Genomic DNA, 20,198 nt, shown 5'->3' with positions numbered 1-20,198 from the left:
AAAAAAGATATAAGTTCTCTTAAATCTAACAAAGAAAACGGAGAACTTATACAATGAAAAGAATAGTTTGCATTTCAAAAAAGCTCAAAGAATTTTTTAATGAAAAAGCAGATAAAATCTCAGCTACAACAGGGTTCATAAAAGCCATCGTTTTGGGTAATATAGGGGTTGATAATTGTAGTATAGAGACAGTGTGTCAATTATTGAATGAAGACTCGATAAATATAACAAAACAAGGTCTGGACTTTAGATTTACCAAGGAAGCAGTGGAATTTATGAAAAGAATGTATAATGAATCTTTAACGTTACTTAAAAATACCTTACAAGTTGATTGCAGAATCTTGAAGCACTTTGGAGGTGTTAAATTATTAGACAGCAGCTACATTAGCTTACCTAACAGTATGAAAGACATGTATAAAGGATATGGCACAAGCTACAGTGGTTATGAAAGCAATACTAAGTCTGGAATAAAGTTACAATTAGTTTTTTACTACCTAAACCAGACATTAGACCAGCTTAATATAACTGAAGGAATAAGGTCAGATCAGGGTTATAGAAGCCATTTAAGCAATATATCGAACAACGATTTACTAATATCTGATTTGGGTTATTTTGTGCCAAGTTCTTTTAAACAAATCAATGAAATAGGAGCTTATTTCATAAGTCGTTATAAATCCGATACTAACATATATGATATAGAGACAGGTCAAAAAATAGATTTACTAGAACATTTGGGAGATCGATCTTTTCTAGAACAGGAGGTATTGTTAGGAAAAGAGACAAGGGTTAAAGTAAGAATTATATTTAAAAAACTAACTGAAGAACAAGCTATGGCTAGAAGAAGAAAGGCTAATAGGTTAGCAAGATCACATGGATACACATCTTCTCAAAGGAACCAAAAGTTACTAAATTGGTCGATATTTATAACTAATGTTCCAAAAAGTAAGATTAATGCTGAGCAAATACTAGTAGTTTACCGAATAAGATGGCAAATTGAATTATTGTTCAAATTATATAAGAGTAATATAAGGCTTGATAAGCTGAGAGGAAAGCCATACAGAGTATTATGTGAGCTATATGCCAAATTGTGTGCAATTCTTATATTTCATGGAATAGTTGGTTGCACAGAACTGAAAAAAAATACGGAGCTTAGCTTAACAAAGGCATTTATTGAGCTAAAAAGACGGATTAGAGAGTTATTTTTAGCACTAAATAATAAAATTAAAGGCTTAAATATTTTTCTCAAAAAGCTTACCATAACTTGGTCGCAGTTTTCATTAAAAGACAAGTACAGAAAAACTAGGGTATCCACCTTAACTTCTCTAAATTTGATCACAATCTCTTAACTTGACGCGTATGGTTTATTTAATACTCCCTATTTGCTTGACTTATTTCTTTACATAGCTTCTAATTTAAATTCTGCTGTCTATTCTCTTTCATTCATAACCTTTTGCAAAACGTTTTTGCTTTCTTCTCTGCTGGTCACTATTGCTTATATAAAGCAAGTACAGTACTGAATGATGTTGCAAGCACTCAGTTCGGCAATATTATCGATTTAAGACGAAGTTAAGATTTCGATTTTTTATTCAAACTCTTCTGAAAGTTTTTATACATATTGAAGACATCTTGATAATTTAGGTGAGTGTAAACTTGAGTAGTTTCAAGGCTTGAGTGGCCAAGCAGCTGTTGTATTGATCTTATGTCAATATCTTCCTGAAGCAAATGAGTAGCAAAACTATGGCGAAATGCATGTGGAGATAAAATTTCTGGTAAGTTTAAAAATCTTCTTATTTTTTGCAAACGATTAGCAACATAAGTTCTTCCCAATTTTTTTCCTCTTACCCCCACAAAAAGATGTCCCGCTTCGTCAAAGTGGGGACAAGCTTTTATATATTTTTGTATACACTTTTTTACTACTGGAAGAATGAATACCTGTCTTTGTTTATCTCCCTTACCTGTTACTATTAAACTTTCATTGCTAATATCACTAACCTTAAGATTCAATGCTTCAGTGATTCTTAAGCCCGTACCATATAGCAGAACGACAATTGCAATTTCTCTTTTTACCACCCAAGGCTCACCTAGATCAGGCAATTTCATTTTTTTCAATAGAGTTTCTATGTTAGATATTGAAAGTGCTTTAGGTAGAGTTCTTCTCTGAATTGGCCTTGATAAAGAAAATACCGCTTCATTATTTATTTCATAATTGTTTTTTATATATTTGAAAAAATTTCTGATTACTGATAATGCGCGAGTGTTAGATCTCGCATTTACACCTCTTGCATAACGAGAGGTAAACCAACTTCTCAGTTCAGGTATGCTTAATTTTTCCAAAGAGCCAACATTTACTTCTTCACCAATGTGAGTATTTAGGAAACTTATAAGATCCTTGAGGTCCCTCATGTATGACTCCAAAGTGTTTGGTGAGTAAGACCTGTTGTACTTTAGCCAATCATACCATTTTTCAATGATTGAACCGAGGTCCACAGTTACTTTTTAAAGAAAGCATCGATGCACGCATCCCTAAAGGCTTCATTTATATCAGGATGAGAGTGACGAATTCTGTATATATCCTCTGCTGCTGCACCATATGCCATTGCAACTGCTGCTTCGTTGATTAATGTATCAGCATATGTTCCTATGATATGCACACCGAGTATTGTATCTGCTTTACTACAAGTCAGAACTTTCACGAATCCCTCAGCATCGTCAGTGACTTTTGCTCTACCGTTTGCAGCAAATTGACATTTACCAACTTTATACTTTCGACCAGCACTTTTTAGTTCTTCTTCAGTTTTACCGATTGAAGAAACTGCAGGGTGGGTATAAATGACTGACGGTATGATTTCATAATCAACGTGAGGCAATTGCCTTGCTAGTATCTCTGCAACTGCCACCCCTTCTTCCTCAGCTTTGTGAGCAAGCATTGCTCCGCCAATGACGTCACCAATAGCAAATATTCCTTTTACATTGGTTTCATACCTACTATTGACTTGAATAAAGCCACGACTGTCCTTTTCTATTTTTTCAAGACCCTCAGAGCATGGTTTACGTCCTACTGCAACCAATACCTTATCCACTTCTATAGTATTTGTTTGGTTATCTTTTACAGAACAAACTTTCACATTCAAAGAGTTACTATTTTGTTTTATCTCTTCAACTTTAGTGCTGAGTAAAAATTTTATTCCCTGCTTTTGTAGACTAGAAAGCAGAGACTTGCTTAATTCTCCGTCCATTGCTGCAGCGATTCTATCGAGAAATTCTACTACGGTAACTTCAGACCCTAACCTGCTCCATACAGAAGACATTTCAAGCCCTATTGCTCCAGCTCCAATTACGACAAGTTTTTTTGGCACTTCAGTAAGAAATAATGCACCAGTTGACGAAATGATATTTTTCTCATCGATATCAATTCCTGGTAGAGAACTAACGTCAGAACCAGTTGCAATTACTATATTTTTTGCCTTCAGTACCTTACCTTCAACCGAGACTTCAAGATTACCTTCGTCAAAAGAAGTAATTTTTCCAAGGCCATTGATTTTAGTGATTTTATAAAGGTTAAACAGATATTCTATGCCTTTTCCAAGTTCCTGAACTCTAGCGTCTTTATAGCCTAGCATTTCTTTTAGATCGAAACTTACATCCTTAATTTTTATGCCAAGCTTTGACAGATCGTTTTTCGTGTGAGCATACTGATAAGAGGAGTGGAGTAACGCTTTGGAGGGTATACATCCAACTCGCAAACAGGTACCACCAAAAATGCTATTTTTGTCTATACAAGCAACTTTAAGTCCAAGTTTTGCAGCAGCAATAGCGCATTTGTAACCACCTGGGCCACCACCTATAACAATCAGATCATAATCAATCATAAAGAACAAACCTATTTTCTAAAGAATAAACACCATTTCCCTCAGTTGTTACATATATTTTATCGTGAGTAAACACTGGAGTGTGAAACACATTACCAGGTAGTTTGACTATCCTTCCTGTACTTTCAGATCCAGGAAAAGCAAATATTGAACCTTTATTATTTGTTACCCAAAGCGTATGGGCATACATAATTGGAGCAAACAATTGCACATTCTCTATAAAATCAGATGTCCAAACTGTTTTTCCACTTTGTATGTCGATGCCAATTACCTTATTATCTTTAGTCACCATGAAAATTCTTCCGCCCTCTTTTTGTTTCTCTGCAGGAATAAGAGGGCTATAATATGACTCAATGTTTGATATACTTTTTACTTGTAGTGGCCTTGACCATAAAATATTTCCTGAGTTTACGTCAATGCTATAAATATAAGAGTTGCTCGTAGCTATTAAGATATTATCGTGTACTCTAGGTGTAGTAGTTACATCTGTAAGCTGTGTGTCTAAAAGATTTGTAGCTAATTTTTGGCTCCATAGTTTTTTACCTTCTTCATTAAAAGCTATTAACTCGCCATTTGAAAATGGTGCCATTATTTTATCATTAGAGACTGCTGGTGAGATGGAATATAAACCTCGAACCTCATTTATACCATTTTGATAAGCCCAAATGGGGCTGCCATCTTTTATATCAAATACATGTAGATAGTTATCAATAGTCAATACTACCAACTTATTGTTTATTACTATTGCTTTCCCTCTTGCCGGAGCTCTTAATTCTTTTTTCCATTGAATCTCCCCTGTTTTAGCATCTATTGTGTGTAGAATGTTATCCACTACAAAGAAAACATTTTCTTTGTAGCTCGATAAACTCATATTACCAATTTTTTTCCTACTTGAGAGGTATAATTTCCAATTTATAACTCTTGGGTTATCGATATCAAAGGAATATAAGGTACCGTGCTTGTCTGGTAAAATAACGCTATTTTCTGTAAGTATTGGAGCTACATATCCTTGAGATAATTTTTTATCTACTAAACTTATTCGTTCGCTTGCCATTGTATAGTTACTATACAATAACATTATCATGACAATTATTATTTTCATTATTTAGTGAAAACAAGATTCATTAATATACATACTAGAAACGTAAATCACAACGAAAATGTTCTTAATTGTGGATCAAAAGCATTAACGTAATGTCATGCCATTATGTAAAGATTCTCTTACTGTAATAATTTTTATCAAGTATTGATTAAAACACATTTCGATAGCCCAGACTAACGCTGTCAGTAATATTACCATAATATGAAATGGAAATGGACTCAGCATTTTCACGATGAAAGATATTGTTGTAATGTCATTCATTTAAACTATGCATATCAATTTGAAAAATGTACATTGTCTTATGCTATAGTACCTAAAAGTAAATGCTCAACATACAAAATAACGCTTCACTTTGCAGGCAATGGATATTCTTGGCAGTACTTGCTCTTGCTTGTTCTGGACTGCTGTCAATAATTGTTATTTTTCTACGATTGCCTTTTATTTCTTCTCTCATTCCTTCTGCACAATATATCTTTGATAATGCATTGGTGATACACGTAAATTTGTCAATTTTGGTATGGATGTGCTCTATAATATCTCTGCTCTTCATCATAAACTTAAAAAACACCAATCATTGGTTTAACTTCTCATGGACTCTCTCAATCCTTTCCATGCTGCTAATGTTTATATCTGCATTTGTTCAAAATACTGAAGTTATCAAAAGTAACTATATACCTGTATTACAAAACAAATTATTTTTACTTGGACTCAGTCTTTTCATTACCAGCATATTAATAAATACAGCTCTAGCCTACATCTCAAATAAACAAGACTCATATCTTTCAATCGGACAAATCGGCCTGGTCACTATACTTGTTTCATCATTTCTTTGTGTTGTTTTAGCACATAAAAATATGCCTCCAGGTCTATATCACTCAGACAAGAATTTATTTTATGAATATCTCTTTTGGGGAGGCGGACATTTACTGCAGTTTGCCTTTGCTCAAGCAATGTTTTTAGTTTATTTGATCATACTGAATGCTCGCTATATTAGTCTAAATAAAATTACCATTTTACCACTATTTATCAACACAGTTTTAGCGGTAGGAGCACCATTTTCATATTTTGTTTATTCAGTGGATAGTGCTGAATTGATACAGTTTTTTACCTGGCATATGAGGATTGCTGGAGCAGTTTTGCCATGTTTTTTGATAATATTAGTGTGCTGCAACATCAGAACTTTTATTAATGATAAAAGTAACTATTTATTACATTCATTTTTGTTGTTCACTTATGGAGGTATGCTTGGAGTGCTAACTATTGAAGGAAATGTTACCATTCCTGCGCATTATCACGGCTCTGTAGTTGGTATCACTATAGCTTTTATGAATTTTGTCTACTGGCTGTTACCAAAATTGGGCTGTAAAGAAATAAAAAGCTCTATAGTAAAATTACAGATTTACTCCTACAGTTTAGGGCATTTTCTCCATATTAATGGCCTTGTTTGGCTCGGTGGATATGGCGCTTTAAGGAAAGTTGCAAACTTGCCAAGCATTTCATCAATGTTAGCTCGTACTTGTTTCATTGTAGGTGGCGCTATATCAGTTATTGGTGGAATGTTGTTCGTAATAATTGTGCTTTCACATCTGTTAAAAGGCAAAGCGCGTACCAACTGAACCACAGAAACAAAACTAAAAATTTTAGTGTAAAATTACCATACTTACTTTGTACTATGGTTTAAATAACTTGCTTCAAATATGAGAAGATAGATGTCAAGTTATTGAACTCTCATTTGCTACTCCTTGTGGTTCTTGTGTTCCATTTACTTGAGAGCTAGGTTTCATTATTAAACTACCAGCTAAGAATGCAGATACTGTTGCTATAACAACGATTAACCACATGTCCAATTTAGTTGTATGTTCAAGTGTAATATACACTACTAACCCAACAGCAAGACCAGTACTAGCAGTAGCGATGTATGTTGCTTTTTTTCTTAGTTGTTCAATTGCTTCATTTTTGGCTTCTAATATTTTCTTTTCTTGCTGTAATTGAGTATTTAGTTTATTTGTCTCAGCTTTTAATTTTGTATTTTCCTTCTTAGCTATATTACTCTTATATTCTAAGGTTTTATTTAACCATTCAGCGTGACCCTTTTTAGTTTGTAAGTCTTTATTTTTCTCATCTAGCTGCTCAAGTTTATTTATTTTTTGTTTCATTTCACTTCTCATTCCATTTTTTAGTTCATCTCTTATTTTATTTTTCAATATAGCTATTCCCTCCTCTAGGCTTTTTTTACCTTCTAGTTCCAACACGTCCTCAAGCAATTCTGCTAGTTTTATTTTTTCGTTGGAGGGCAGATAGTATGGATCATATAGAGCATTAACAAGATCTTGTAAATCAGAAAATTTAAAATCAGGCATAATAAACCTCAATACTAAAAATTTATCGTGTAATACATAAAAAACTAAAATCAAGAAATTTTGTATTATAAACTAAAATGTCAGACATTAAAATTGCTGTATTTGCTCAATTGTGCTAATTTAAAGCTTAAAACTGAAAAATATTTATGTTGGAAGAAAAATACAGCTTTAGAGAAGTTGAAGACAAATACAATGTATTATTGGAAGGAAGTAAAGTTTATAAATGGAGTAGTGAAAAGGGTAACACTTTCACTATAGATACGCCCCCACCAACGATATCAGGAAAGTTGCATATTGGCCATATATTCAGCTATTGCCACACAGACTTTATTGCAAGGTTTCAGCGTATGCTGGGAAAAGATGTATTTTATCCAATTGGGTTTGATGGTAATGGCCTTCCGACTGAAAGGTTAGTTGAGCAAACCTATAAAACCCGCGCAAAAGAAGTTGGCAGAGAAAAATTTATAGAGATGTGCAATGAGGTTATTGAAAAATCAAAGCAAGAATTCAAGGAATTGTTTAAATCAGTTGGCATTAGCTATGACTGGGATTTGGAATACCACACGATCAGCAAGGAAACTGTGGCACTTTCTCAAATGTCATTTGTTGATTTATATAATAAGGGATATGCATACAGAAAAATGCAACCTATTCTTTGGGACCCAATTGATAAAACCGCAATTGCGCAAGCGGAAATAGAAGATAAAGTCTTTGAGTCATCTTTGAACACGATAGTTTTTTCCACTGAAGAAAATGAGCAGATTCATATTGCAACTACACGACCTGAATTGCTACCAGCATGCGTTGCAGTTTTTTATCATCCAGAGGATGCACGATATGCCCATCTGATTGGAAAAATAGCCATAGTGGCAATTACAGGGGAAAAAGTTCCAATAATAGCTGATGATAAGGTAAAAATAGATAAAGGTACTGGGCTTGTTATGTGCTGTACATTTGGTGATGAGCTTGACATATATTGGCAGAAAAAACATAACTTGCCGATGAAAATTATTATTGATCAGGATGGGAGGATGAACCTCTGTGACGGTGTCATCCGAGTAGCTGACACTGGGATCCATGGACTAAAAGTTAAAGAAGCAAGAAAGAGGATGATTGAAATCTTGAGTGGAAAGGGCCTTTTGATAGAAAGCACTAACATTTCTCATTCTGTTAAGTGTGCGGAAAGATCTGGTGCGCCACTCGAGATATTACCTACTTATCAGTGGTTTATCAAGACTTTAAAACAAAAAGCTCAAGTGTTAGATAAAGTGAGAGAATGTAGATGGCATCCAGAATCTATGCGTAAACGTATGGAGATATGGATAGAAGGGCTAAATTGGGACTGGTGCATTTCAAGACAGCGTTATTTTGGTGTGCCATTTCCAGTGTGGTATTCAAAGCGTGAAGGAGAAGAAGGCAAAATTATTTTAGCTGAAGTAAAAGATTTACCTATAGATCCACTTAAAGATTTGCCAAAAGGATATAGTAAAGAAGAGGTTGTTCCAGATCAAGATGTGATGGATACTTGGGCCACAAGTGCGATCACTCCTCAACTAAGTGCACTAGCAGTAAACAGTGAGATCGGTTTACCAAACCATCGGTATGAGAAGATATTTCCTGCAGATCTACGCAGTCAAAGCCATGAGATAATAAGAACTTGGGCTTTTTATACGATTTTGAAGGCGCATTATCATGCAGATTCACTGCCGTGGAAAAATATCATGATCAGCGGTTGGTGTTTGTCTGATGATAAAAAAAAGATGAGTAAATCAAAAGGTAACATCATCACTCCTCATGTAATACTTGAAACTTATGGAGCTGATGTAGTACGCTATTGGGCAGCGAATTCAAGGCTGGGAGTTGATACAGTCTACTCTGAAAATATATTCAAAATTGGCAAGCGCCTAGTTACGAAACTTTGGAATGCTAGCAAATTTGTTTCCATGTTTATGGAAAAACATCAAGCATTGAGCATAAATTCTGCTCACGAGACAATGGATAAGTGGATATTGTCTAAGTTATACAAAGTTATAGAAAGAGCAACAAATAACCTATTACAGTTTGAATACTGCGAAGCTTTGGAGGCAGTAGAGGAGTTTTTCTGGAAGGATTTTTGTGATAATTATTTGGAACTAGTAAAGAAACGTGCGTATGGAAATGATTCAAGTGCGAAACAAAGTTTAGCATATGTATTGAACATTGTTTTGCGGTTATTTGCACCATTTTTGCCATACATTACAGAGGAAATATATCATCAGTTGTATAGTTATAATTCCGTTCACAATAAAAGTAATTGGCCTAACAAGGAAGAACTTATCTATGATAAGTATTCTGAGGAAATGGGAGATAATTTCGTGCAGATATTAAACCTTGTGAGAAAAATAAAAGCAGATAATAACGTATCAGTTAAGCATCTTATACAAAAGTTGATGATAAAAGCGAGTGTAAAAGAGGATGAGTTAAATTATTCTGCTCATCATGATTTGCAGTCAGTTTGCAATGCTGAAGTGATAGAATGGGTTGAGAGTACAGAAGCAGAGCTTATAACTGAGAATGGAAAATTTACTGTAAAGTTTATTGATTGATGTAACTTAGCATTCGTATTACTATACTAATTATTTAGTTGTGAGGTAATAATGATTGATAATACATATGATAATAAAATTGAAGAACAAAAAGATGATTATCATGACTTCATTCAAAGGTTTTTGTTTTTGCTCGGTAAGATAAAAGAAAAGAATAAATCAATTCACACTGCTGTAGCTAGTTTTCACATACTATCTTTTTTAATAAAATACAATGCCAATTTTAATGAAGATGAAGTGTATAAAGCCGTTATCCAAGATTTCAATAATGTAAAGGAGGCGAGACTAGAGCTTCAAGATAAGGCTAAAAAAGTATTGAATGGGTATATTGAAAGTGGTGTTGAAACAGTGTCAATATATGGTAGTTGTGCAGAAGTTAAATTGGGAGCTAATAAAAACAAATTCAAAGTCAGTGAGTTTTTGAATAGTAATTTCTGTCAAGATAATGGAATTATAGGGTTTTCAACTCTGCATAGCAATGGAGAAAATGGAATGCACGGTTTTGTTTCTGAAGAAGGAATAAGGCACTATGTTGTAACTGATGGTGCATACGAAATGACTCTGAATTGGTGTGATGAGGGCGGAAAAAAGTGCACTATTATAATTAATATTGATGCTAATGGTATAGAACTTATCGAGCGTAATCGTGTTACTGATGATCAATTGAAAGCAAATAAAGATGTAAAAATAGGTAACTTATTCTTGTATCAAATAAAATTTAGAAATAAGGAGAAAGGCAATCATAAATCATCTGAGATTGTGATAGAAAATGGTAATAGAAATATTAACATTAAAACAACTCAAGAAATTGAGCGTGGCAGCAAAGAAGCTCAAATAGGCAGTACTAAAATGCAAGACAAAAGTGCACAAGTTGTAGATGAAAGCTTAAACGAAAGAATTAATAAATTGGAAAAAGAAAATACAAGATTGACTGAAGATAAAGAAACTATGTCAGAACAATTGCAGCAGAAAGTGAGAGAGATAGAGGAGTTAAATGGAAAGGTAAGGCAATTAAATGAGGTTTTAGCTGAAATAACACAAAAATTCGGGCAGCTAAGTGATTCGGTAGAGAGTGAATTTGAGGAGAAAAGAATAGAGAAGGAAAAGTTAGATAAGAAGTTAAGGGAAATGCAAGAAAAGATACAACAGTTAAGTAAAGAAAAGCAAAATTTGGAAGAATATGCTGAAGGTCGAGATGTCAGAGTAAAAAGACTAAATGATCAAATAAGGAAATCAGAGTACGGACTGGCTGAATCAATAAATGAAGATAAAAGGTTAGAACAAGAATTGAATGATACTAAAAAAGATTTAGGTGATAAATATAGTGAAATCCAGAGATTAGCAAATCAATCACATGAATTAGAATCTAAAAAAGTAACAGAATTGATGACATGTTTAGCAGCGAAAGAGAAAAAAATAGCAGAGTTAGAAGCGCAGTTGGAAAAAGAAAGGTCTAAAGCTTCTGATCTAGGACTTAAATCATGGGATTTAGAAGAAGAAAAAAGACGATTAGAAGAAAAGTTAAATGAAAAAACTCAAGAAGCGATTAAACTAACTGTAGATTTAGAAGAACTAAGTACGCAATCGGCAGAGAAAGAAACTAAATATTTCAGTAAGATTAAAGAGTTAGAAAAGATTCTTAATAAAGAAAGAAAAAACAGTGAAGAGTTAGAAAATTATAACATCAATCTGAAGGAAGAAAGTCAAATTCAACATGAAAAGTACCAAGAGTTACTATTTGAGAAGCATTCTATAAAAGAAGAAATTTCAGATTTGAATGATCAATTTTCATTAGTTCATCAGAATCGTGTGAGCTTAGCACAAGATTTGGCAAAAAACATGATATATTTGTTCAAAGAGAATGTAAGAGAAGGAGATAAAGTGATTATATCGCAGGAAACTGTATTAGAGATTTTGAATAGATTGGAGGAATTAATCAAGAATGTTGGAGTCAGTGATCAAGAAATAAAAGGAGTAATTGAAGAAATATCTGTACAAACTAATGATAGCCTTGCTCCTTCAGATATAAGTAATGGAGACTTATCAGCACTACCAAATAAAGAGCTGGATGAAGCTTCATATTCAGAAGATTTTGGATATTCTAGTAGATGTTCTACTCTCGTCTGATGCCACCTTGTATTTTGAGTTTAGTTAGCATATCAACTAAAGTTTATCACTGGTACAATTGTGATAAGTGTTCTCCTCTACGGGTAAGATAATTTTAATCAATATATACAAGACTGCTGAAGTTTTGTATATGGGTGATGAGCAATTTACTTAATAAATATAATACATTTTATTTTATAGCTAGTTCTCTGGCTACTCTTACATTACTTACATCTTTAGCGCTTATTAATGTACCTAGTTCTTTAATTCTCGCTTTAGCTGTATTATCTGCTTTGGCTCTTATGATTTTGTATAAAATAATTATTGACACTAGTAAAGTGGGAAAGAAATTTGCTCACAAAGAGCTTGAGTTGACTCAAGAAAAGCACAATTTATACGAGGAAGGAAGAAAATTTGGTCAAAAAATAGAAGCTGAGAGGAAATCTTTTCTTAAAGAAAAAAAATCTTTGGAGGAGAAATTAGAAGCAAAAATGATCCATATAATTGGAATAACAGACGAATTAGAAAAAGTAACGAAGGAGAAAGATGAGCTTGCTGCACAAGAAAAAGAACTACTCCATAAAATCTCATATTTGTGTAAACAGTTACAGGAAAAAGAAGCTACTCTAACTGAGAGGGAAAAACACATAATGGAATTGAAAAGAAAAATAGACAATAATAAACATGAAGAATTGAATAAGGAAATAGAAAAATTATTCAAAGAAAACGAGGAGTTATCTAAGGAAATAGATAAATTACGTAAAGAGAAACATATGCTATATACACAAAAAGAAGAATTATATAAAAGGCAAGAAGAACTTTGTGTGGCATTAGATGAATTACATTGTAAATTTAAAGAAATTGATCAGAAAAATAAAAACTTATCTCAAGAGTTAAAAAGGAAATTTGAAGAGCTAGATAAAGCAGATGGTTTAATTAAAAATCAATCTTTTGAGTTAGACAAAATAAGACAAGATTGTAATAACGAAGTGAAAAATTTAAGAAATTTACTTTTAGAGCGAGACAGTCAAATAAAACAACTTCAATATGTGATAGAAAAGGTAGAAGAATCAATAAGAGAAAATAGAGCAATTAAAGATTATAGCACAAAAATAATATTAGGGGAGACTCAGAAAATAAAATTTATATTAGGGGAACTTGCACAATTCACTCCAGTTAACGGTTCCAAAACATCGGAGGAAACGTCTGATTCTTTACAGGAAGATCTTGGATATGCCAGTCGTTCACCCACTCCGACCAGATTATCGGGTTCAGTGTCTGTACAAAGCATTGCAAGTGTACCAATCCCTGAATATGGATTGTAAAATGCAACAATTACTCTTATTATAAAAAAAATTATACAAGATAATGAACCCAATAATATGCGCACTGGATACACAAGATTTGAATAAAGCTATATCTTTAGCTAATGCTCTGCGTGATAAGGTTGGCATGGTAAAGCTTGGGTTAGAATTTTTTGCTGCACATGGCCCTTCTGAAGTGAGAGAAGTTGCAAAATGCAATATACCAATTTTTTTAGATCTGAAATTGCATGATATTCCAAACACTGTCGCTAGAACGATTGAAGCAATCAAGATTCTAGATGTTGAAATGCTAACATTGCATATCAGTGGTGGAACAAAAATGCTTCAAGAAGCGCTAAGTATAGTGCAAGGCACTAAAATAAAGCTAATTGGAGTAACAGTATTAACTAGCATGAGTAATAAAGATCTAAGTGAGCTTGGAGTAGCAAGAGAAACAAAATCACAGGTAATTTTGCTGGCAAAGCTTGCAAAAAAGATTGGTCTACATGGAATAGTTTGCTCTGCACTAGAAGCTCAAGAAGTGCGCCAAGAATGTGGTAAAGACTTTAAAATTATTACTCCAGGAATCCGTATGAATCGAGGTCATGATGATCAAAAAAGGACAGTAACACCAAAAGAAGCAATAAATTCAGGAGCTGATTATATCGTAATTGGCAGACCAATTACAGAGAGTAGCAATCCCGCAAGTAGTGCAGAGTTAATATTGAAATCCCTTACTGATTGAAGCAGGGCAGATAAGGTACCATAGAATAAAAGCAACAAACGGTATGTATCCGTTCAGCAGGGTGGCAAAACAAGGTAGACGAGAAAAGATAACTAAATGGGTCAGTGCTTGACCATTTTTCTTTTTTTTCTGGATTCCAGCGTCACGCGCTGGAATGACAGGGCTGTGAGTGTCATCGAAGTAGCCGATACAGGCCTTTTTCTTCTGTCATCCCAGTGCCCTGACACTGGGATCCAGTTAAATTTACAGGTATAAAAGTAATCAACGTTTCTGGTGATGATAGAAAAATGGATCCCAGCTTTATACGGCTACGTACTTTATTTGCACATTCTCCTATTCAGTGAAAAAAAAGTGCTTGACACAAAAAAATGGATGCTGTATAGTGCTGACAAATTAAGTATAATACTTAGCGTGGTGTAACACTACACTACTTTTTTTTACTTCAATAAGTAATCAGTATCATCTTTCTCTTGTTACCAAGTAGCTTGCGTTCATTTGTATCTACCATGAAGCCAATGCTAGAATCCAGAAAAAAGACCGGTGAATGGCAGGCACGAGCATTATATGTATACAGTTGTATGAACGTTGTTTACCATGAGGGCGCCTCCCAGCACTGGTTGTAAACAAGCGTTTGAGTTATACTAAGCTGCCATTCACCGGTCTTTTTTCTGAATGCAGTTTGCATGACAACAAAAAGGTACTGAGATTACTGATAAAGATTACCTTCAAACTACAATACTATTCTAATTTTATTTTTAAAGGAGGCTATTATGTCACTTACTGATATCGCTCACCGTGTTAATGAACTCGCTTCATCATGGGAGCAATTGAAATTAATAAATGATCGCAAACTAAAAGAAATCGAAAGCAAAGGACCTGAGCAGCTATGCAAGATAAATAGTAATATTGATAATTGCAAAGAGCGCTTAGATTTTATTGAAACTTCAGCTCAACGCCCAGAGATGAGCACAGATTTTAATACAGGTGATAAATATTTTTCTGATTATATTCGCAAAGGAATGGAAAGTAGGTTATCACACAAAACCCTAAGTGGAGATGACAATGATATTGGAGGGTATTTAGTTACTCCTCACATTGGAAAACGGATAAACAAGCGTATAGCTGATTCATCTCCAATGCGGCAAATATGTTCCAATCAAAGAATCTCTACTGAAACGCTGGATTATATTATAGAAGATTGTGACCGTGCTGGTGCAGGTTGGAGTGGTGAAACAGTAGAAGATGAAGATGGTGGCTATAAATCCAAGTATGATTTTGCAAAAGACACAAGTACACCTAAAATTCAAAAGATTTCCATCACAACTTACGAGCTCTATGCTCAGCCGCAAATATCACAAAAATTGCTCGATGATGCATTTGTCAATGTTGAAAATTGGCTTGTAGAAAAGGTTGCCGAAACTTTCAGTAAGAAGGAGAATGAAGCCTTTATTAAAGGTGATGGCACTTTTCAACCTAAAGGAATTTTAACTTACGAAAATGGAAATGGTCATAATAAGATAGAGCAAATTAAAGCTGATAAGCTAGACAGCGACGCCATAATGATATTGTACTACTCTCTAAATGAACATTACTCTAAAAATGCATCATTTTTGATGAACAGGAGTACGTTAAAGGACGTGAGGCTACTAAAATCTGAAACAGGTCAGTATCTTTGGCAGCCGAGTTTATCGCTTGAAACTCCAGATACTTTGATGGGAATACCGGTATATCAATCTGCTGATATGCTACCTACAATGATTGCAGTAGCGGATTTCAAACAAGCTTATAAGATCGTAGATAACAGAGGAATGAGAATATTGAGAGACCCTTATACAAACAAACCTTATGTTAGATTTTTTGTCACTAAGCGTGTCGGTGGGGAAGTTGTAAACACCAGTGCTATTAAATTGTTGAAAATTGCGAGCAAGTACTAAAATTTTTATGAAATAGTTGAAATATTATACTTTTTATATAATAATTAAATTATTATTAATTTAAGGAGTAAAATATGTTAGAAAAAATAAAAAACTTTTTTCAGTCGACTGCAGGAAAAATTTTATCAGGCTGGGACAGCATTAAGAACTTGTGGTCTGGTCAATCGGATAAAAAGATTCTAACGAGAAAAGATGTGGTAATGAAACTAATAAATGGTGAAGCCAATTTTTCTTGTGCTATTGAAGAAGATAAGAGTGAGCGGTTAGTAATCCATATAAGGACCAAGGATATAGGAGAATCTATGGATTGTAGAAATATTGGATTCACTGGACCAAAAATCACTTATGAAAATTGCATTGCTTCTCAACGTAATTTTTCTACCTTTTTAGTAACCTCAGTACAGGAAAAAAAAGCTTCGTCTAACGAGTTAGACGGCATGAAAAGGATATTGGGTTTAAATGGTAGGAATATTGTAACTCTAACTAAGAAACCTGAATTTGCAAGTTCTACATCTAAAGTGCCTGCAAGTGATAGCAAGGTACTAAGCTCAGAAGAACCTAGTAAGTTCATAAATAATCCATCTAAAGAACAACTTATGAAGTCAAAACTTATTATGCCACCTCTCTAAAGAGTATCTTTTCTTCACAAAAGAGCACCTCCTTTGGTACTCTTTTTTTCTTTATAAGTTTTCTCCACAGGGAAAATTGACAAATTAAATTTTATATAAAATAATTAAATTATTAACTTAAGGAGTAAAATATGTTAAAAAAAATAAAAAACTTTTTTCAGTCGATTGCTGATCGTACAGGAATTTCATGGATTGCAAGAAAAATTGCATCAGGTTGGAATTGGTTATTTAGCAGTAAAGCAAATACTGCTCAAGAAAATATATCACCAAAGAGACCTTCAGATGAGAATGTAAATAAAAATAATACGTTGCCAAAAACTCTAGATGGTAATCAACTAATACTGCCAAAGCAGATAGATAGACCCAAAGTTTGTCTTGAAGTTATCGATGGTGAACTACTATTAACTATGATAAATAAAAATTATAAAATCCTTGAAGAGAAACATAAGAATCCATATCAATATGATGAATTTCATGCATTTGTAAGATGTGACAGTGGAGATTTTCATATTACTGGTCCTTATCGCTCACAGAAAAATATAGGTGGTGAGAGGAAGTCTGTGTCAATAACTACAGTAAAGAAACAAAGTGATGAAGGTTCTGTATTAAGTAATCCATTAGAAATGATAGGTGTATTGGGCTTAGGTCAAAACAAAGAGTTCGTTAAAGTGGATAAGATAAATTACAAGCCATTAAAAACAAAAAAAACATCAGTATTAGGTGAGCTTGAATTTGAAGGGAATAACTTTTGGTTAAATTTGGAAGAGTGTATAAACATTAAGGATTATAAAGGTAGTTTAACCAAGGACGCATATCATCCTAAGTTTCTTGTATATCTAAAGTATAATAAAAGAGAATATTGCATTACTGGTAGGAGTGTTAATTCTTCTGAGTTTGCTAAACATTTAATTGTAGAATCGATAATAGAGAAGAACAAAGATGGGAAGTATATCGATAGCGATAAAATATTAGTTCAAGACAATATTGAGAATGTGAAAAAAATGTTAGGATTGGAGAATGGTGTAACAAATGTTAAAGTAGATAGTATATCTAATCAGCCGTTTGGAGTTGAAACACCCACTACTACGGCACAACAACCGATTAACAATACACCTGTTGATCGACTAACATCATTGGCAGTAACAAGAGAATCTTCTACTATCAACATTTTTAACGGAAACTTAGAACTACGTCTTGCAGATGATATTCAACAAAATCTAGAGGATTATAAGCATCCAAGAAACAACGGTAAATATCGTATGAAAATACACTGCAATGAACATGATTTTAACATTAATTTTAGTAAGAGAGATAACGATGATGGTTCCGTATCTCTAATTATTAATATGCTACAAAAAGATAAACGCGAACTTTGTCAGGTAACGCAAATGAAACAGTCCTTATACTTCAAGAAAGGTTCAACATTTGTTGTAATAGATTCTATTGAAAGTTTTAAAGCGCGTGGCGTACCAAGCTCAGAAACTACTAGTCTGGCTAACTATAATAAATCTCTATTAGTTAATGCACATAAAGAAAAAGATGAGCATAATACTGATGCTAGTAACAAGATAATACAGCAAGAGGTTGATAATGAGGATAATGAACAAGAGGAGTTCCATGATGCAGAAGAGGAATTAGATAGTGATTATCATGATGCACCAGAGGACTTTTGTAATCAACCTCGCTCAGTAACTGGAGAACCAGAAGCACAAATAGATTATATCTCTAATCGAGCAAAGTAGGAAACGGTTATTATTAAAACAAACCCTTCACAAAAGAGCACCTCCTTTGGTGCTCTTTTTTTCTTTATAAGTTTTCTCCATAATTGACTAATTACAATTTGTATCTTCCTCGTATCAATTTTCAATAGATTCATCGATGTATAGCTATAGTTTTATCAGTGTAAGGCTAAATATGCTAAGCTTATAAAGATGACAAAGCTTCAAAAAAAGCCTAACATAGTGGAAAAAGCTTTATGAAAATCAAAGTTGGAGTAATAGGCTGCTTAGGCAGAATGGGTAAGAAAATACTCAATGAATTAATTACGAACACCAAAGTGGAAATAGCAGGTGCTGTTGCTCGCTTGAGCAGTGAGTATATAGGATTAGATATTGGGCTTATTGTAGGCCATAATTGCAATTTAGGAATCAAAGTTGCAAGTTCTATTAGTGAGGTATTTGAATCGTCCGATGTTGTAATAGATTTTACAACTAAAGAATGTATGCTAGACTGCCTTAAGGCGGCCGTGAAATTTAAAAAACCGCTAGTTAGTGGCACAACTGGAATAGAAGATCTAAATTTAAAAGAATATGCTGCTAAAGTTCCAATATTATGGTCAGCAAATATGAGTATAGGAGTTAATGTGTTGCTGAAATTGGTAAAAGAAGCTGCCAAGCTTTTAGGTAATGAGTATGACGTTGAAATTTGGGAAATGCATCACAATTTAAAAAAGGATTCACCATCTGGAACAGCTATAGAGTTTGGTAAAGCAGTTGCTAACGCTGCAAAAGTGGATTTTGAGCTCAATCAATATTCACATAATAATTCAAATATAAGAGGGAAAGGAGGAATAGGCTTTGCAGTATCTCGTGGAGGTGGAGTAATAGGAGATCACAGTGTCATGTTTGTCAATTCCGATGAACGAGTAGAATTAAATCACAAAGCAATTGATCGCACAACGTTTGCTAGAGGGGCGGTTCAAGCAGCAATATGGTTGTGCGAGAATAAACAGGAAATACCAGGACTTTATTCAATGCAGGATTTAGTATGAACGATAAATACGCTTTCGTTAAAAATTTAAATCTTTGGTATGGCTCTAAACAAGTTTTATTCGATATAAATTTGAATATTTGCAAAAAGAAAGTCACAACTTTTATCGGACCTTCTGGGTGCGGTAAATCAACATTTTTGCGTTGTTTTAATCGTATGAATGATTACGTACCTGGATGTAGAGCGACTGGTGAACTGGTAATCGATGGGCTGGGTAATATATATTCACGTGATATGGATGTTGTATTGCTCAGAGCAAAAGTTGGTATGGTATTTCAAAAACCCAATCCTTTTCCAAAATCAATATATGATAATGTTGCTTATGGGCCTAAATTGCATGGCATGGTGAAAAATAAGCAAAAATTAGATGAAATAGTAGAGAGTAGTTTAACTAAGGTTGGTTTATGGGAAGAGTTGAAAGATAGATTGCAAGATAGTGCACTAAATTTATCTGGTGGCCAGCAACAAAGATTATGCATTGCTCGTGCAATTTCAGTAAAGCCAACTATTTTATTAATGGATGAACCATGTTCTGCTCTTGATCCAATGGCAACCAATGCAATCGAAAATCTTATACAAGAATTGAAATTGAGGTTCACCATAATTATGGTAACTCATTCGATGAAGCAAGCTAAAAAATTATCTGACAGCATAGTTTTCTTTTGCAATGGCAAGATTGTTGAATTCGGAAGTACTCAAGAAATCTTTGAAAATGCTCAGTTTCCTTTAACGAAGGAGTATATTCTGGATCATTAGCTTAATAGTTGATATTTTAATTTTTTCTATGTATAATTT

The 20,198-nt window shown here is 33.7% G+C and carries 16 protein-coding genes; 11 read left to right on the top strand and 5 right to left on the bottom strand.

Annotated features, from left to right (window positions below):
- The first annotated feature begins 53 nt into the window (after positions 1-53).
- A complete protein-coding gene (locus BWZ41_RS04735) occupies positions 54-1,346 on the top strand; it encodes an IS4 family transposase (protein WP_143689401.1) in 1,293 nt (430 codons plus the stop codon).
- A 220-nt stretch (positions 1,347-1,566) separates the two neighbouring features.
- On the opposite strand, the gene BWZ41_RS04730 is transcribed toward BWZ41_RS04735, so the two are convergent.
- The 4 genes from BWZ41_RS04730 to BWZ41_RS07685 form a co-directional block, all read right to left on the bottom strand.
- Entirely contained in the window at positions 1,567-2,487 is a 921-nt protein-coding gene (locus BWZ41_RS04730; protein WP_143689570.1) for a tyrosine-type recombinase/integrase, read from the bottom strand.
- Between the two features lie 2 nt (positions 2,488-2,489).
- On the bottom strand, positions 2,490-3,869 hold the full coding sequence (gene lpdA / locus BWZ41_RS04725; RefSeq protein ID WP_143689569.1) for a dihydrolipoyl dehydrogenase: 1,380 nt from the start codon (positions 3,867-3,869) through the stop codon (positions 2,490-2,492).
- Positions 3,862-4,971, bottom strand: coding sequence for an outer membrane protein assembly factor BamB family protein (locus tag BWZ41_RS04720; protein WP_143689568.1), 1,110 nt, complete (start codon positions 4,969-4,971; stop codon positions 3,862-3,864). The genes lpdA and BWZ41_RS04720 overlap by 8 nt, the downstream gene beginning before the upstream one ends.
- Positions 4,972-5,055: 84 nt before the next feature.
- Complete coding sequence (locus tag BWZ41_RS07685) at positions 5,056-5,232, bottom strand: hypothetical protein (RefSeq protein ID WP_006013887.1); 177 nt, start codon at positions 5,230-5,232, stop codon at positions 5,056-5,058.
- Between the two features lie 62 nt (positions 5,233-5,294).
- Here BWZ41_RS07685 and BWZ41_RS04715 point away from each other — a divergent pair, with 62 nt between their 5' ends.
- On the top strand, positions 5,295-6,587 hold the full coding sequence (locus BWZ41_RS04715) for a cbb3-type cytochrome c oxidase subunit I (RefSeq protein WP_143689567.1): 1,293 nt from the start codon (positions 5,295-5,297) through the stop codon (positions 6,585-6,587).
- A 96-nt stretch (positions 6,588-6,683) separates the two neighbouring features.
- Here BWZ41_RS04715 and BWZ41_RS04710 read toward each other — a convergent pair whose 3' ends face one another.
- On the bottom strand, positions 6,684-7,331 hold the full coding sequence (locus BWZ41_RS04710) for a hypothetical protein (protein ID WP_143689566.1): 648 nt from the start codon (positions 7,329-7,331) through the stop codon (positions 6,684-6,686).
- A 146-nt stretch (positions 7,332-7,477) separates the two neighbouring features.
- Here BWZ41_RS04710 and BWZ41_RS04705 point away from each other — a divergent pair, with 146 nt between their 5' ends.
- The 9 genes from BWZ41_RS04705 (at position 7,478) to pstB (ending at position 20,159) form a co-directional block, all read left to right on the top strand.
- Positions 7,478-9,916 carry a valine--tRNA ligase gene (locus BWZ41_RS04705; RefSeq protein WP_143689565.1) on the top strand — a complete coding sequence of 813 codons (2,439 nt, stop codon included), beginning with the start codon at positions 7,478-7,480 and terminating at the stop codon, positions 9,914-9,916.
- A 51-nt stretch (positions 9,917-9,967) separates the two neighbouring features.
- Complete coding sequence (locus BWZ41_RS04700) at positions 9,968-12,043, top strand: coiled-coil domain-containing protein (RefSeq protein ID WP_143689564.1); 2,076 nt, start codon at positions 9,968-9,970, stop codon at positions 12,041-12,043.
- A 137-nt stretch (positions 12,044-12,180) separates the two neighbouring features.
- A complete protein-coding gene (locus BWZ41_RS04695; protein WP_143689563.1) occupies positions 12,181-13,347 on the top strand; it encodes a hypothetical protein in 1,167 nt (388 codons plus the stop codon).
- Between the two features lie 43 nt (positions 13,348-13,390).
- Complete coding sequence (gene pyrF, locus BWZ41_RS04690; RefSeq protein WP_143689562.1) at positions 13,391-14,071, top strand: orotidine-5'-phosphate decarboxylase; 681 nt, start codon at positions 13,391-13,393, stop codon at positions 14,069-14,071.
- 770 nt (positions 14,072-14,841) lie between these two features.
- Complete coding sequence (locus BWZ41_RS04685; protein ID WP_143689561.1) at positions 14,842-16,005, top strand: phage major capsid protein; 1,164 nt, start codon at positions 14,842-14,844, stop codon at positions 16,003-16,005.
- A gap of 74 nt (positions 16,006-16,079) precedes the next feature.
- Entirely contained in the window at positions 16,080-16,634 is a 555-nt protein-coding gene (locus BWZ41_RS04680; protein ID WP_143689560.1) for a hypothetical protein, read from the top strand.
- Between the two features lie 131 nt (positions 16,635-16,765).
- Entirely contained in the window at positions 16,766-18,376 is a 1,611-nt protein-coding gene (locus tag BWZ41_RS04675) for a hypothetical protein (protein ID WP_241653916.1), read from the top strand.
- A 233-nt stretch (positions 18,377-18,609) separates the two neighbouring features.
- Positions 18,610-19,404, top strand: a complete 795-nt coding sequence (gene dapB / locus BWZ41_RS04670; RefSeq protein WP_241653915.1) for a 4-hydroxy-tetrahydrodipicolinate reductase — start codon at positions 18,610-18,612, stop codon at positions 19,402-19,404.
- Entirely contained in the window at positions 19,401-20,159 is a 759-nt protein-coding gene (gene pstB / locus BWZ41_RS04665; RefSeq protein ID WP_143689559.1) for a phosphate ABC transporter ATP-binding protein PstB, read from the top strand. The genes dapB and pstB overlap by 4 nt, the downstream gene beginning before the upstream one ends.
- The last annotated feature ends 39 nt before the right edge of the window (positions 20,160-20,198 follow it).

Origin of the sequence: Wolbachia endosymbiont of Nilaparvata lugens (assembly GCF_007115045.1) — a bacterium.
Taxonomy (GTDB): domain Bacteria; phylum Pseudomonadota; class Alphaproteobacteria; order Rickettsiales; family Anaplasmataceae; genus Wolbachia.
Note: the sequence above shows the minus strand (reverse complement) of the source record. Positions and strands in the feature narration are given on the sequence as shown.